This window comes from Streptomyces sp. NBC_01294 (assembly GCF_035917235.1).
GTDB classification, from domain to species: domain Bacteria; phylum Actinomycetota; class Actinomycetes; order Streptomycetales; family Streptomycetaceae; genus Streptomyces; species Streptomyces caledonius.
Genome location: NZ_CP108423.1, coordinates 3,207,529 through 3,222,289 on the forward strand (window position 1 = coordinate 3,207,529; position 14,761 = coordinate 3,222,289).

A 14,761-nucleotide genomic window follows, 5' to 3' on the forward strand; every position below is an offset into this window, starting at 1 on the left:
CAGTCGCAGTTGCACACTTCGCTGTGTGATCGACACCACAGCCCGGCCGGGGGGATTCCGGTACAACCTTCAAGGCTGAACATCTGTCACGTATGTACCGCGGTGGGCACCGCGCTCGGAGGGGGAGCGCGGTGCCCACCGCCGTCAGCCGGCCGGTTCCGGCTTCTTCGCCTCGACGGGCGGGGCCGCGGCCTGGCGCGGCGGAATCTCCGGGACCGCCAGGAACGGCAGCCGCAGCGCGCCGAAGGCCTCTTTCGGGACCGCGGGCCGGGCCGGCTCCACCGCCTCCAGCCGGACGTAGGCCGTCCCCTGCTCGGGCCGCGGGTCCGCCTCGCCCTTGTTCGGCCAGTACGACATCGCCCGTTCCGCTTGCGCCGTGATGGTCAGCGACGGGTTGACCCCGAGGTTCGCGGAGACGGCCGAGCCGTCCACCACCGAGATACCCGGGTGCCCGTAGAGCCGGTGGTACGGGTCCACCACGCCCTCCTGCGCGGACGCCCCGATCGGGCAGCCGCCCAGGAAGTGCGCGGTCAGCGGGGTCCCCATCAGCTCGCCGACGTTGCTGCCCGCGAAGCCGTTGATCTCCTCGGCCAGCAGGCTCGCGGCCTGCGTGGCCTCCTCGATCTGGACCGGGTTCGGGGCGCCGTGGCCCTGGCGGGCGGTGAGCAGGCCCTTCCCGAGCCCGCCGGGCTTGCGGTATGTGGTCAGCGAGTTGTCCAGCGACTGCATGACCAGGCCGATGATGGTCCGCTCCGACCAGCGCCGGTTGGACAGCGAACGGGCCAGCTGCATCGGGTGCTTCGCGGTCCTGGCCAGCCAGGCGCGGACCCGGTGCCGGCTGTAGGGGACCTGCAGGACGGTCATGAACCCCATGGCGTTGGAGCCCTTGCCGTAGCGGACGGGCTCGATGTGGGTGTCGGCGTTGGGGTGCACGGAGGAGGTGATCGCCACGCCGCGGGTGAAGTCGGCCCGCCGCTCGCTGCCGTGCCGTCCGCGGTAGCGGCGGTCGTCGGTCTGGGCGCCGACAATGGCTTCGGAGTTGGTCCGGGTCAGCTCGCCGAGCCGCTCCGAGAGGCGCGGAAGCTCGCCGCGGTCCTTCATCGCGTGCAGCAGGGTCTGGGTGCCGTAGGTACCGGCCGCGACGACCACGTGGCGGGCGCGCAGCACCTTCGCCCGGCCGCGGCGGCGGCCGTCGGTGGGGACGGTGCGGACTTGGTAGCCGCCCTCGGGATGGTCGCGGAGCGCGGTGACGGTGGTCATGGGGTGGATGACGGCGCCGGCGCGTTCGGCGAGGTGCAGGTAGTTCTCGTTCAGGGTGTTCTTCGCGCCGTGCCGGCAGCCGGTCATGCACTCGCCGCATTCGGTGCAGGCCTTGCGGGCGGGGCCGGCGCCGCCGAAGTACGGGTCGGGGACCTCCTGGCCGGGCCGGGCCCTGGGGCCTGCCTCGGCGTCGTCGCCGTCACCGAAGAAGACGCCGACCGGGGCCATGTGGAAGGAGTCCGCCACGCCCATCTTCTCGGCGGCCGCCTTGAGGTGGACGTCGGAGGGGGTCATGGTCGGGTTGAGGCGCACCCCGAGCATCCGCTTGGCCTGGTCGTAGTAGGGGGCGAGTTCGTCCCGCCAGTCGGTGATGGACGCCCACTGCCGGTCCTCGAAGAAGGCGGTGGGCGGGACGTACAGGGTGTTGGCGTAGTTGAGCGAGCCGCCGCCCACGCCGGCCCCCGCGAGCACCATCACGTTGCCGAGCAGGTGGATGCGCTGGATCCCGTACAGCCCGAGGGCCGGGGCCCACAGGTAGTTGCGCAGGTCCCAGCTGTTCTTCGGCAGGCTCTCGCGGGTGAAGCGGCGCCCTGCCTCCAGGACGCCGACCCGGTAGCCCTTCTCGGTGAGACGGAGGGCCGAGACCGACCCTCCGAAGCCCGATCCGATGACGATGACGTCGTAGTCGTACGCGGCGTCGGACGCGGTGTCGGCAGTGGCGTCGACTGTGGCGTCGGACGTGGCGTCGGCTGTGTCGTCGGATGCGTCGTCGTGCGACACGGATACCCCTTAGCGCAGTCGGAGAGCCTTCATGACCTTGAGGCTGCGGGTCATGAACGCCGCGTACTTCTCGTCGTCCATGCCCAGCGAGGGCGCCATCGGGAGCAGCCGCTGGTGGGCGACGGTCTGGGCCTCGGTGTACTTGAGGATGCCCTCGGAGCCGTGGCGGCGGCCGAGGCCGGAGTCCTTCATGCCGCCCATGGGCGCCTGGGCGCTGCCGTAGGCGGGGGCGTATCCCTCGTTGATGTTGACGGTGCCGGTGCGCAGGCGGGCGGCGACGGAGTGGCCGCGGCGGGCGTCCTTGGTCCAGACGCTGGAGTTCAGGCCGTAGGCGGTGGCGTTGGCCTCGGCGACCGCCTGGTCCTCGTCCGTGAAGCGGTAGATCGAGACGACCGGGCCGAAGGTCTCCTCGCCGCACACCGCCATGGGCGCCTCGACGCCGTCGAGGATGGTGGGCTCGTAGAAGAGCGGGCCGATGTCGGGGCGGGCGGTGCCGCCGGCGACGAGGGTGGCGCCCTTGGCGACGGCCTCGTCCACGTGCCGCTGTACGGTCTCCAGCTGGCGCTCGCCGACCAGCGAGCCCATGTCGGCGCCGTAGGCGAGCGAGCTGCCCAGGCGCATCGCCTTCGTACGGGCGGCGAAGCGGGCCACGAACGCGTCGGCGATCGAGGCGTGGACGTAGAGCCGCTCGATGGAGATGCAGAGCTGGCCGGCGGAGGAGAAGCAGGCGCGGACGGCGCCTGCGGCGGCCTTCTCGATGTCGGCGTCGTGCAGGACGAGCATGGCGTTCTTGCCGCCGAGTTCGAGGGAGACCCCGACGAGGCGGTCGGCCGCGCCCCGGGCGACCTCGCGGCCGGTACGGGTGGAGCCGGTGAAGGAGACGTAGTCGGCGTGCCGGACCACCTCGGGGCCGACGACGGGGCCCTCGCCGAGGACGATCTGGAAGACCTCGGCGGGCAGGCCGGCCTCGATCAGCAGGTCGCGCGCCCACAGGGCGGTCAGCGCGGTCTCGGTGTCGGGCTTCATGACGAGCGCGTTGCCGGAGACGAAGGCGGGCAGGGCGTCGCCGACGGAGAGCTCCAGCGGGTAGTTCCAGGGGGCGATCTGGCCGACGACCCCGCGCGGCTGGCGCAGCTCGGTGACCTTGGTGAGGGTGGGCATCGCGCCGGTGTGGCCCTTGGGGCGCAGGTACCAGGGGGCCCTCCGGCCGTAGTGGCGGGCCGAGACGGCGACCGCCTGGACCTCCTCGTGGGCGTGCAGGCGGGCCTTGCCGGTCTCCAGCTGGATCAGGTCGAGGACCTCGGCCTGCCGGGCCAGCACCAGGTCGTGGAAGCGCAGCAGGACCGCCGCCCGCTTGCGTACGGGGACGGCCGCCCAGGCGGGCTGGGCGGCGCGGGCCCGCTCGAAGGCCTCGGCCACGTCCTCCGGGGTGGCCTCGGGGAGCTCCGCCAGCCGGTCTCCGGTGAAGGGGGTGTGATTGGCGGTGCGACCGGATCCGATCACTCCGCGGGTCAGCCGGGCGACCAGGTCGGGGGTGACCACGTCGGCGGCGGTGCGGGCACCGGCCGGGGCCGGGGCGACCGGGTTGGTGGGCTGCGGTGCGGTCCGGAGGGGGGCGGCGGGGGCCTGCGAGTCCGTCATGCCGGTGAGCGTATTGCGCCGGACAGGCTTTGGGTACCCGCCGGTAACCGGATTTTGCCATTTCCGCCAGTGATCGCTGGCAGGATGCCGGGATCAGGGCTTCTTGGCGGGCGGCTCCCAGCCGCTGAGCACGATGTCGAACTGCTGTTGGGTGGTGTCCCAATCGGCGACCGGGCTCGACATGTAGATCGCGTACTCGGTCTCGTCCGGGGCGATGTACATCTGCTCCCTGGCCCTGCGCGGACCGGGGTGGCTCACCTTCTCCGTCCAGCTGAAGTCCCAGAGGGCGGCCCTGGTGCTGCCCTGGAAGGTGTTCTGGTTCAGCTGGTGCTTCTTGTAGTCCGTCCGCTTCTGCACCTGCTGCTCCAGGTCCAGCAGGTGCGCGTACGGGTCCTTGTAGTCCGGGCTGGGATCGGCGGCGATCCGGATGAAGTGCTTCCCGTCGTCCGGGGTGTAGTCGATCTGGTCGCCGTTCGCCTTGCGTCTCCAGCCCTCCGGGACGAACAGGGTGAAACCGCCGATGGGGTCGGTGACCCTGGTCCAGCCGGCCGGCGGGGCCGCCTGGTCCGGATCCTGCTGGTCGGGGGCGCTCGCGTTCTTGTCCGAGCCGCCGCCCTTCTCCGTGTCCCCGTCCCCGTCCCCGGTGTACTTGAGCACGCCGAAGACGCCGCCGCCGCCGAGCAGCGCCGCCACGAGGGCGACGGCCGCGGCGCGCTTGAGCCAGCCCCGGGCCGGGTCGGCCGGGGTGACCGGAGCGGTCGCGGTGGCCGCGGGTTGCGGAGGTTCCGGCAGCGGGGCCGTCTGTGCGACCTCCGCCGGCGCGGCCGCATCGTCTGGCTGCTCCTGCGCCGGGGCGAGCTCCTCCGACGTCACCGCGCGCGTGGGCACGTACGCCTGCGCCGCCTTCGGTTCCCGGCCCTCCATCGCCTCCAGCAGCAGCTGCTCGACCTCCGTGGCCGAGGGCCGCTCCGCGGGGTCCTTGCGCAGCAGGGCTGTGATCACCGGCCCCAGGGCCCCGGCCTGGCGCAGCGCCGGCGGCTCGTCGTTCACCACGGCCTGCAGGCTGGAGATCGGCGACGTACGGCGGAACGGCGAGCGGGCCTCCACCGCCGTGTAGAGGGTGGCGCCGAGCGACCACAGGTCGGAGGCCGGGTCGGGCGACCCGCCGGTGACCCGCTCCGGAGCCAGGTAGTCGATCGAGCCGACGATCTCGCCGGTCCGCGTGATCGACGAGTCGCCCTCGATCGCAGCGATCCCGAAGTCCGTGAGCAGCACCCGGCCGTCCTTGGCGAGCAGCACGTTGCCCGGCTTCACGTCCCGGTGCAGGACGCCGACCGCGTGCGCGGCGCGCAGCGCGCCCAGCACGTGCAGGCCGATCCGGGCCGCCTCGCGCGGCTCGATCCGCCCGGCCGCCTTGGCCGCCTCCGCGAGGGAGGGCCCGTCGATGTACTCCATGACGATCCACGGCCGGTCGTCGTGTTCCAGCACGTCGTGGACGGTGACGACCGCCGGATGCTGGATCCGGGCCGCGGCCCGGGCCTCCTTCTGCGTCCGGGCGTGCATGACGTCCCGGTCGGCCTGGGCGACGTACAGACCGGCCGTCAGTTCCTTGACGGCGACGGTCCTGTGGAGCAGCTCGTCATGCGCGCGCCACACCTTGCCCATGCCGCCCCGGCCGATCGGCTCGACGAGCCGGTACCGGCCCGCCAACACGGCGCCCCCACCTGTCTGCTGTTCCACGAAACCCCGCCGCTCTCTGCACTTCAGGCCAGATTACGGAGCCCACGGGGGCTGCCGTAACCGCGCGGCCGCCGAAAGACGGCACTGTGACGCAATCGCCGTACTGATCAGTCGTCAGGATGCGGTCAGCCGCCCGATTTGTAACTCGTCGTGGCCTTCTCGAAGACCTCCGTGACCTTGGACTGTTCGTCCTCCGGGCCCGTGACCATGACGACGTGGTAGCTGCCCCCCAGCGCGACGACGAAGTTGCGGGCGTAGACGTTGCGACCGGTCCCGTCGATCCACGTGTACCGGCCCGTCGCACGGAGCTGCTGGCCGACCTTGGTGGTCTTGACGTCACCGACGGTCGACCAGGTGGACGTGCGGTACGGGGTCAGCTCCGGCTCCTTGTCCTTCTGGTACCCCGCCGGGTCCGGATTGCCCTCGACCTTGTCCCGGCCCGGGACGACGGTCAGGACGAACTGCCCGTCGGTGTACCGCACCTGACCTGCCTCGTTGATCCCGCGGCGCTCCCAGCCGTCGGGCACGACGATCTCGAAGTGCTCCGGGTCCTGCTGGGTGGTGTAGCCGGGCGGCGCGGGGGCGGGCGCGGCCTGTGACCCGGCGGGCGCGGTCGTCTGGGGCGCCGGCTTGGACTCCGGCGTGCCGGTGGGGACCTGGGAGGGGCTCGGCTTCGCCGGTGCCTGCGCGGTGCTCCCCCGGCCGTCGCCCGGCTCCTCGGACGTGGCGGCCCGGGGCATGAACAGCATCGCGTACGCGACGGCCCCGGCGAGGAGGGTCAGGATGCCGATGAGCAGGGTCCGGCCGAGGGCGCGCGGCTTGCGGGGGGCCGAGGGATTGCGGTGCCGGCCGTGGATCTCGCCCCGGCGGCGTACGACGGGCAGCCGCGCGGGGTCCGCCTCCGCCATCGGGAGCATGCCGAACCCGGCGTCCGGCTCGGGCGCGGACCGTACGAGCGAGCGCAGCCAGCCGCGGAGCTCCTCGAAGTCGGGGCGTTCCGTGGGGTCCTGGCGCAGCAGCGACTCCACGATCGGGCGCAGCGCGCCGCACTCCTCCGCGAAGGCGGGCGGCTCTGCGCAGACCATCTCGACGAGCTCGGCGACGCTGTCCTCGGGGTACGGGGCGTGCCCCTGCACGGCCCGGTAGAGCAGGGCGCCGAGCGCCCAGAGGTCGGTGGAGGGGCCGACGGGCGGCGCGAGCTGCCAGTGCCCGTGCACGGGGCCGGCCTGCTCGGGAGCCCAGCGCTCGGTGACGGCCCCGACGACGGCCATCCGCGTCTGGCGGGCCCGCTCGGCGTCCAGCCCGGTCCGCGGGCCGGTCCACCCGCCTGCGGCGGAGGCCCCGCGGGTACCGTTCGGCTGCGGCGGAGCCGGGTGCGAACGGTCGGGCTGCACCGGTACGGGGCCGTGGCCGGGCTGCGAGCCCGCGGGCCCTGGGCCGAGGCGGGGCGGCTGCGGTGGTGCCGGGTGCGAACGGTCGGGCTGCACCGGTACGGGCCCTGGGCCGAGGCCCTGGCCGGGCTGCGGGCCCGCGGGTCCTGGGCCGAGGCCCTGGCCGGGCTGCGGGCCCGCGGGTCCTGGGCCGAGGCCCTGGCCGGGCTGCGGGCCCGCGGGTCCTGGGCCGAGGCCCTGGCCGGGCCCGGGCAGCGCCGCGGGCGCGACCGCGGGGTCCGGGGCCTCGGCCTGACGGTAGCCCTGGGGCAGAGCCAGCTGGGCGGGCAACACGGCCCGCGCCGCCGGCTCGCCCTGCTGCCAGGGGGCCCGCTGCCCGTCCGGCTGCGGTTCTGCCTGCGGCTGCGATTCGCCCTGCTGCCAGGGGGCCGACTGCCCGTCCGGCTGCGGCTCCGCCGACGGCTGCCCGACGGACTCCTGCGGGGCGGACTCCTGCGGGGCAGGGGCGGCGGGAAGGGCCGGGCGGCGCGGGGTCGCACCGTGCCAGGGGGCGGCGGTGCCGGTCTCCGGGCCGCCGTACGGGTACGAGTACCCCTGCGGGAGGGTCGATCCCTCGGGCCTGCGCTCCGGCACAGGACCGGCCCCGGCCCCGGCCTCCGCCTTGCGCTGCTCGGTGACCCGGGCGGCGGCCGCCCGCGCCCCGGCCCGGTAGGCGGCGATGGCCCCGGCCCGCGCGGCGGCCTGGAGCTCGGGCCTGTCCTCGGGCCGGTCCTCGGGACGTCCGGGGGTGATGTGATCGGTGTACCGCGGCCCTGTGTCGTACCCGGGAGCCACGAGCGGCGCGTACTCGACCGCCGGCGGGGAGGGCGCCGTCCCGGAGCCGGGCCCCGGGCCCGGGTCACCGGATTCCGGCCCACGGCCGAACTCGTACCCGGCGACCAGCTCTTGGCTCCTTGACCCGGTGTCGAGAACACCGCCGGACGAAACACCGCCGGACGGGGCCGGGGTCGGAGTCAGGGGCGCGGCCGGGGTCGAGCCCCACCCCGCCTCGGCGCCGAAGTCCGCGGCGCTCGGTACGGGGTCGTACCCGCACAGGGCCTCCTCCGCCGCGCCCGCCGCCAGGCCGGTCAGCACGACCCGCCCGTCCTCGCACACCAGGACCGTCCGGACGGTGATGTTCCGGTGCGTCCAGCCGTGCGCGTGCAGCACCCGCAGCGCGGTCAGCACGTCCGACGCCACCTCAGCCGCCCGGTAGGGGCTCAGCGGTTCGTCGGCGATCAGTGCGGCCAGCGGCCTGGCCGGGACGAGTTCGCTCACTATCCACAGCGACTCGCCCTCGGCGAACACGTCGAAGACCTGGTCGAGCCGGGGATGGTCCGGAATCGAGGCCGCCGCCTGGGCCGCCTCGATCGCGCGCCGCACGGCCGGCAGGTCGGCGGGCGAGCGGCGCGCCGCCGCCGGGGCGGCCCGCGGCCCGTCCATCAGCTCCGCGTCCACGACCTCCGGCAACGGCACCTGCCGCACCAAGACTTCCTGACCGCTGCGCGTGTCGAAGGCCCGGGTCTCGACCAGCTCGTACGCGTCGGACGGCGGCAGCGGCAGGCGGTAGCGGTTGGCCAGGATCCGGCCCGCGTACTCCTCCACATCGCCTCCCCCGAGTGCGGCGGGCCCCCCAACGGCCCCGCTGACACGATACGTCGCCGGGGCCGCCCGCGTCCCGAGGTCAGCCGAGAGGCTGGAAGGTCTGGAAGGCGACGTCGCGCATCTGCGTGCACTCCGCGCCGTCCCACTGGTCGGCGGGGCAGCTGATCATGATGGCGTAGCCGTGCGTCGCGTCCAGCTTGAAACCGCGGTTGAGCACCCGGACCTTGATCCCCTTCTGCTCCCGCTCGAACTCCCAGTCCGCGACGGTCGGGTAGCCCCTGTAGTCCACCGTGTCGATCCGGATGTGCCGGTAGTTCTTGCTGCTCGCCGACGTCCCCGCGACCGATGCCAGCCAGGCGGCGCGGGCGTCGTTGCCGGGCTTGGCGGTGTAGTCGACCTGGATCCGCGGGAAACCGCCGTCACGGCTGTATATGACGCCGGAGTTCTCACCCGCTATGCCGGTCTGCTTGAAGCCCTCGGGCATGGCGATCGAGAAGTGGAAACCGAAGTCCTGCACCAGGGCGAAGCCCGCGGGGAGGGCGCCACCGGCCCCCCCGGACGTGGCGCCCTGTCCCTGGCCGACACCCGGGCTCTGCTGGCCCTGGTCCGGCTGACCGCCCGTACCGGCCGCGGCGCCGGCGGTGGCGTTGCCATTGCCGGTGCCACCGCTGCCGCTCCCGCCCGTGTCGCCGGTGTTCGGCGTGGGCTGCGCGGGGCTCTGCGCGGTCCCGCCCGAGGTCTGTCCGGCCGTTGCGCTCGGCGTCTGGCCGCCCTTGCCCTCGTCCTTGGCACCCTTGTCGTTGTCGCCACTGACGGAGTAGGCGATGAGCGAGCCGACCACCGCCAGCACCACGACCACGCCGGCGATCGCCAGCGCGATGGTGCGCCGCTGCATGACGTCCGTGAGCGGGGCCGCGACGGTGGCCGGCTTGGCCTTCGGCGGCTCCGCCGCCGAGACGGCCGTGGCGGCCGCCGCGGCCGTCGCCGCCTTGCGGGTCGCCTTCAGCGCGGCGCGGGCGCGGTCGCGCTGCTCGCGTTCGCGGCGCTCGCGTTCCTTCTTGGCCGCCTTCTCGGCTGCCTTCTCGGCCGCCTTCTCCACGGCCGCCTTCTCCGCGGCCTCCTTGGCGTCCGCCAGCGATATCTGCCGGGTCTCCTCGGCGGCCGGGGCCGCCACGGGGGCCTTCTGGGGTTCGGGCGCCGCGAGGACGGCATTGAGCATCGCCCGGGCGCGGGCGTCGTCGAGGCGGTGCGCCGGGTCCTTGACGAGGAGGCCGTAGATGACCTCGGCCAGCGGACCGGCGTTCTTCGGCGGCTCCACCGGCTCGGTCATCACCGCGGTGAGGGTGGCGAGCGCGGACCCCTTGTCGTACGGGGGGACTCCCTCGACGGAGGCGTACAGCAGGCCGCCGAGCGACCACATGTCGGCGGGCGGGCCGGGCTTCTGGCCGCGGGCCCGCTCGGGGGAGATGTAGGAGGGGGCGCCGACGAGCATGCCGGTGGAGGTGACGGAGGGGTCGCCCTCGACCTGCGCGATGCCGAAGTCGGTGAGGACGACACGGCCGTTGCCGGCGATGAGCACGTTGGAGGGCTTCACGTCGCGGTGCAGGATGCCCTGGCCGTGCGCGGCGCGCAGGACGTCGAGGACCGCGAGTCCGACCTCGGCCGCGCGGTGCGGGGTGAGGGGGCCGTTCTCCCGTATGAACTCGGCAAGCGAGGGGCCTTCGATGAGCTCCATGACGATCCACGGCCGGGCGTCCTCGTCGACGACGTCGTAGACGGTGACGGCGCCGCCGCTGCGGATCCGGGCGATGGCCTTGGCCTCGCGGAGGGTACGGGTGATGAGGCGTCGCTTCTCGTCCTCGTCGACCCCGGTGTTGAAGCGGAGCTCCTTGACGGCGACCGTCCGGCCCAGGGTCTCGTCCTGTGCCCGCCAGACGGTACCCATACCGCCCTTGCCGAGCACGGCCCCCAGCCGGTAGCGCCCGGCCAGCAGCCGTCCCTCGTCCTGCCCATCCCCGGCCGCCTTCGCGGCGGCGGCCTTGACGGCGGCCGCCATGGCATCCGCCTTCTCAACCACGGGATTGACGACGGCCTCACCCGCCTTCGCGGGCGCGCTCTTCGGCTTCGCCGCCGCGGGCTTGGCGTCCTCGGGCTCCGCCGCGGCCTTCGCGTCGTCAGCCTTCACCGCAGGTACTGCCTTACCCACTCCGGGCTTCGCATCCTCGGGCTCCGCCTCAGTCGCAGCCGGGGGCACGGACTTCGCATCCCCGGACTCCGCCGCAGGCGCGCCCTTGCCGGACCCGGGCTTCGCAGCCGCGGCCTTCGCGTCGTCAGCCTTCGCCACAGGCGCAGCCTTGCCCAACCGCGGCTTCACCACCCCCGGCTTCGCCGCAGGCGCACTCGCATCGTCAGGCTCCGCCGCGGCCTCAGACTCCGCCACGTCAGCCTTCGCCACAGGCGCAGCCTTGCCCAACCGCGGCTTCACCACCCCCGGCTTCGCCGCAGGCGCAGTCGCACCCTCCGGCTCCCCCGCGGCAGCGGACCCGGCCTCAGACTCCGCCACGTCAGCCTTCGCCACAGGCGCAGCCTTGCCCGACCGCGGCTTCGCCACCCCGGGCTTCGCCGCAGGCGCAGTCGCATCGTCAGGCTTCGCCGCAGGCGCCCCGGCAGGTGACTCGGTGTGCTCCGGCTTCGACATGCGTCCCCTCTGCGATCGTGCCGCTGCTCCGCCTGCCCCAGCGGCTGAGCGACCCGGCGGCCGGGGCCGGCTGTAACCCGCCCCGGCGGAACCCTCATTGTTCCTCACTCCGCAACGGACGGGCGCCCCGGGTCCGCGGTTCCCCCTTCCGCATCCCGGAGTTACAACGGAACGATGTCGGGCGCCCCCAGCCGCGCCGCGTCCGCCGTCTGGTCGTCCGGCTGACGCTGCGATTCCCGCTCCGCCTGGACCCGCTTCTCGTAGTGCTCCACTTCCTTCTCGATCTGCTGCTTGTCCCACCCCAGCACCGGAGCCATCAGGTCCGCGCATTCCCGTGCGCACCGCGTCCCCCGGTCGAAGGTCTCGATCGAGATCCGCGTCCGCCGCGTCAGCACGTCGTCCAGGTGCCGCGCCCCCTCGTGCGAGGCCGCGTAGACGATCTCCGCCCGCAGGTAGTCGTCCGCCCCGGACACCGGCTCCCGCAGCCCCGGATCGGCGGCGATCAGGTCCAGCAGTTCCTCCGTCAGCGAGCCGAACCGGTTCAACAGGTGCTCCACCCGCACCACATGGAGCCCGGTCCGGGCCGCCATCCTCGCCCGCCCGTTCCACAGCGCCCGGTACCCCTCCGCCCCCACCAGCGGCACGTCCTCCGTCACGCACTCCGCCACCCGCTGGTCGAGGCCGTGCACCGCCTCGTCGACCGCGTCCTTCGCCATCACCCGGTACGTCGTGTACTTGCCGCCCGCGACGACCACCAGCCCCGGAACCGGGTGCGCCACCGTGTGCTCGCGCGACAGCTTGCTCGTCGCGTCCGACTCCCCGGCCAGCAGCGGCCGCAGGCCCGCGTACACGCCCTGGACGTCGTCGCGCGTCAGCGGCACCGCCAGCACCGAGTTCACGTGCTCCAGCAGGTAGTCGATGTCCGCGCTCGACGCCGCCGGGTGCGCCTTGTCGAGGTCCCAGTCGGTGTCCGTGGTCCCCACGATCCAGTGCCGGCCCCACGGGATGACGAACAGCACCGACTTCTCGGTCCGCAGGATCAGCCCGGTGCTCGAATGGATCCGGTCCTTCGGCACGACCAGGTGGATGCCCTTCGAGGCCCGGACGTGGAACTGCCCGCGCTCCCCGATCAGCGCCTGGGTGTCGTCCGTCCACACCCCCGTCGCGTTGACCACCTGCTTCGCGCGCAGGTCGTACTCGCCGCCGCCCTCCACGTCCCGCACGCGCGCGCCGACCACCCGTTCCCCCTCGCGCAGGAAGCCGACCACCCTCGCCCGGTTGGCGCAGTGCGCCCCGTACGCCGCGGCCGTCCGCACCAGCGTGGTGACGTACCGCGCGTCGTCCATCTGGGCGTCGTAGTACTGCAGGGCCCCCACCAGTGCGTCCTTGCGCAGCGCCGGTGCCACCCGCAGCGCGCGCTTGCGCGACAGGTGCCGGTGCACCGGCAGGCCGCGCCCGTGTCCGCTGGAGACCGACATCGCGTCGTACAGCGCGACGCCCGAGCCGGCGTACAGCCGTTCCCAGCCCTTGCGCTGCAAGGGGTACAGGAACGGCACCGGCTTCACCAGGTGCGGGGCGAGGCGCTCCAGCAGCAGGCCGCGCTCCTTCAGCGCCTCGCGCACGAGGGCGAAGTCGAGCATCTCCAGGTACCGCAGGCCGCCGTGGATCAGCTTGCTCGACCGGCTGGAGGTGCCCGAAGCCCAGTCCCGCGCCTCCACCAGGCCGGTCGACAGGCCCCGGGTCGCCGCGTCGAGCGCGGTACCGGCGCCCACCACGCCCGCGCCCACCACCAGCACGTCCAGTTCCCGCTCGGCCATCCGGGCGAGGGCCTCGGCCCGCTGCACCGGCCCCAGTGTCGCTGTCCTCACGGCTGCCTCCCGTTGGTGCGGGTGAGATCCCGCTCACATGCCCCCGTTCCACGATTCTGACCGTCCGCACCCACATCAGCCACCGCCTGTGGACAACACAACGGTGGCGATCACCCCGGAATGCGACATCTCTGTCATATATACGCCTAGTCTGACATTGCGCCAGCTCCCCTGTCCCCCCGGAGGACTTGCGCGGCAGCCCCCTCATGTCAGGGAAGGGACGGCACCCCCATGCCCGCAGATCTCGCCGTCATCGGACTCGGCCATCTCGGCCTCCCTCTCGCCCAGGCGGCCGTGGCCGCCGGGATCGAGACGGTCGGCTACGACAGCGGTCCGGTCACGGACTCCACCCTCACCGCCGCCGAGATCCGCCGCATGTCGGCGGCCGGCTTCCGGGTCACCACCAACCCCGCCGAGCTCGGCCGGGTCCGCACGGCCGTCATCTGCGCCCCCACCCAGCTCGGCGCCGACCGCGCACTGGACCTCTCCGCTGTCGGCGAGGCCGGCCGGGCGCTCGCCGCCCGGCTGCGCCCCCACACGACGGTGATCCTCGAATCGGCCGTCCACCCGGGCGTCACCGAGGACTACCTCCGCCCGATCCTCGAAACGGGCTCCGGACTGCGGGCGGGACGGGACTTCCATCTGGCCTACTCCCCCAGCCGCCACGACCCGGGCAACCGGACGCACGGCATCTCCAACACCCCCAAGGTGATCGGCGGCCTCACCCCCGCCTGCACGGAGTCCGCGCACGCCTTCTACGCCCGCCTCACCGAGAAGGTGGTCCGCGCCCGCGGCCTGCGCGAGGCCGAGACCGTGCAGCTCCTCGAAACGAACTACCGCCACGTCAACATCGCGCTGATGAACGAGATGGCCGTGCTCTGCCACGACCTCGGCGTCGACCTGTGGGACGTCATCCGCTGCGCCGAGACCAAGCCGTACGGCTTCCAGGCCTTCCGTCCCGGCCCCGGCGTCGGCGGCCACGGCGTGCCCCTCGACCCGAACTACCTCCCCCACACCACCCGCACCCCCGGCCACCCCCTGCGCATGGTCGGCCTGGCGCAGGAGATCAACAACCGGATGCCGCAATACGTCATCCAGCGTTCCGCCACCCTGCTGAACGAGCACGGCAAGTCCGCCCGCGGCGCCCGGGTCCTGCTCCTCGGGGTGACCTACAAGCCCGACCTCGCCGACCAGGAGGGCTCCCCGGCCCGCGAGATCGCCAGCCGCCTCCTCGACCTGGGGGCACTGATCAGCTACCACGACCCGTACATCACGGGCTGGCGCGTCAGGGACCAGCCGGTACCCCGCGCCGAATCGCTGTACGAGGCCGCCGCGAACGCCGACCTGACGATCCTGCTCCAGCACCACCGCACCTACGACCTGCAGGGCCTCGCCGTGAAGGCGCAGCTCCTCCTGGACACCCGCGGCGCCAGCCCGGCGGGCGCGGCCCACCGGCTCTGAGGGCCGGGAAAATCCCCCGGTGGATGTCCGACACGGCTACTGGCCTTCGGCGTCACTTGTCTCGCACATACGTCCCCCTGGGCCTTTGTGCGTGCGTATCCCTGGGGGATTCCGAGGTCCACCAGTCCTGCCTGGACAACTTCGACCCGATCTCGGTCCGCTTCTTCGCGATCGGCGCGTACGCCGCCTTCCAGACGGCCCGCAAGGCCGCCGCCTGACGGGCGCCCCGCACACGCCGGAGGGCCGGCACCCCGCTCGGGGTGCCGGCCCTCCGGCGT

General features: G+C 73.4%; 8 protein-coding genes. 2 read left to right on the forward strand and 6 right to left on the reverse strand.

Annotated features, from left to right (window positions below; translation table 11 throughout):
- Nucleotides 1–144 precede the first annotated feature (144 nt).
- The 6 genes from OG534_RS14240 to OG534_RS14265 form a co-directional block, all read right to left on the reverse strand.
- The gene (locus OG534_RS14240) at nt 145–1,935 is read right to left on the reverse strand and encodes a GMC family oxidoreductase (RefSeq protein WP_326593605.1); all 1,791 of its coding nucleotides are present in this window, start codon (nt 1,933–1,935) and stop codon (nt 145–147) included.
- A 114-nt stretch (nt 1,936–2,049) separates the two neighbouring features.
- Complete coding sequence (locus OG534_RS14245; RefSeq protein WP_326588463.1) at nt 2,050–3,681, reverse strand: succinic semialdehyde dehydrogenase; 1,632 nt, start codon at nt 3,679–3,681, stop codon at nt 2,050–2,052.
- Nucleotides 3,682–3,774: 93 nt separating this feature from the next.
- Entirely contained in the window at nt 3,775–5,421 is a 1,647-nt protein-coding gene (locus OG534_RS14250; RefSeq protein WP_326588464.1) for a protein kinase domain-containing protein, read from the reverse strand.
- A gap of 125 nt (nt 5,422–5,546) precedes the next feature.
- The gene (locus OG534_RS14255; RefSeq protein WP_326588465.1) at nt 5,547–8,456 is read right to left on the reverse strand and encodes a protein kinase; all 2,910 of its coding nucleotides are present in this window, start codon (nt 8,454–8,456) and stop codon (nt 5,547–5,549) included.
- 79 nt (nt 8,457–8,535) lie between these two features.
- The gene (locus OG534_RS14260; protein ID WP_326588466.1) at nt 8,536–11,154 is read right to left on the reverse strand and encodes a serine/threonine-protein kinase; all 2,619 of its coding nucleotides are present in this window, start codon (nt 11,152–11,154) and stop codon (nt 8,536–8,538) included.
- 161 nt (nt 11,155–11,315) lie between these two features.
- Nucleotides 11,316–13,022 carry a glycerol-3-phosphate dehydrogenase/oxidase gene (locus OG534_RS14265; protein WP_326588467.1) on the reverse strand — a complete coding sequence of 569 codons (1,707 nt, stop codon included), beginning with the start codon at nt 13,020–13,022 and terminating at the stop codon, nt 11,316–11,318.
- A 231-nt stretch (nt 13,023–13,253) separates the two neighbouring features.
- On the opposite strand from OG534_RS14265, the gene OG534_RS14270 reads away from it, so the two are divergent.
- On the forward strand, nt 13,254–14,483 hold the full coding sequence (locus OG534_RS14270; protein ID WP_326588468.1) for a nucleotide sugar dehydrogenase: 1,230 nt from the start codon (nt 13,254–13,256) through the stop codon (nt 14,481–14,483).
- A gap of 56 nt (nt 14,484–14,539) precedes the next feature.
- Entirely contained in the window at nt 14,540–14,701 is a 162-nt protein-coding gene (locus OG534_RS14275) for a hypothetical protein (RefSeq protein WP_326588469.1), read from the forward strand.
- Nucleotides 14,702–14,761 lie beyond the last annotated feature (60 nt).

Bases quoted from the DNA above. Each gene is read 5' to 3' on its own strand.
- OG534_RS14245 (WP_326588463.1), bottom strand. From the start codon at position 3,681: ATGACGGACTCGCAGGCCCCCGCCGCCCCCCTCCGGACCGCACCGCAG.
- OG534_RS14260 (WP_326588466.1), bottom strand. From the start codon at position 11,154: ATGTCGAAGCCGGAGCACACCGAGTCACCTGCCGGGGCGCCTGCGGCG.
- OG534_RS14270 (WP_326588468.1), top strand. From the start codon at position 13,254: ATGCCCGCAGATCTCGCCGTCATCGGACTCGGCCATCTCGGCCTCCCT.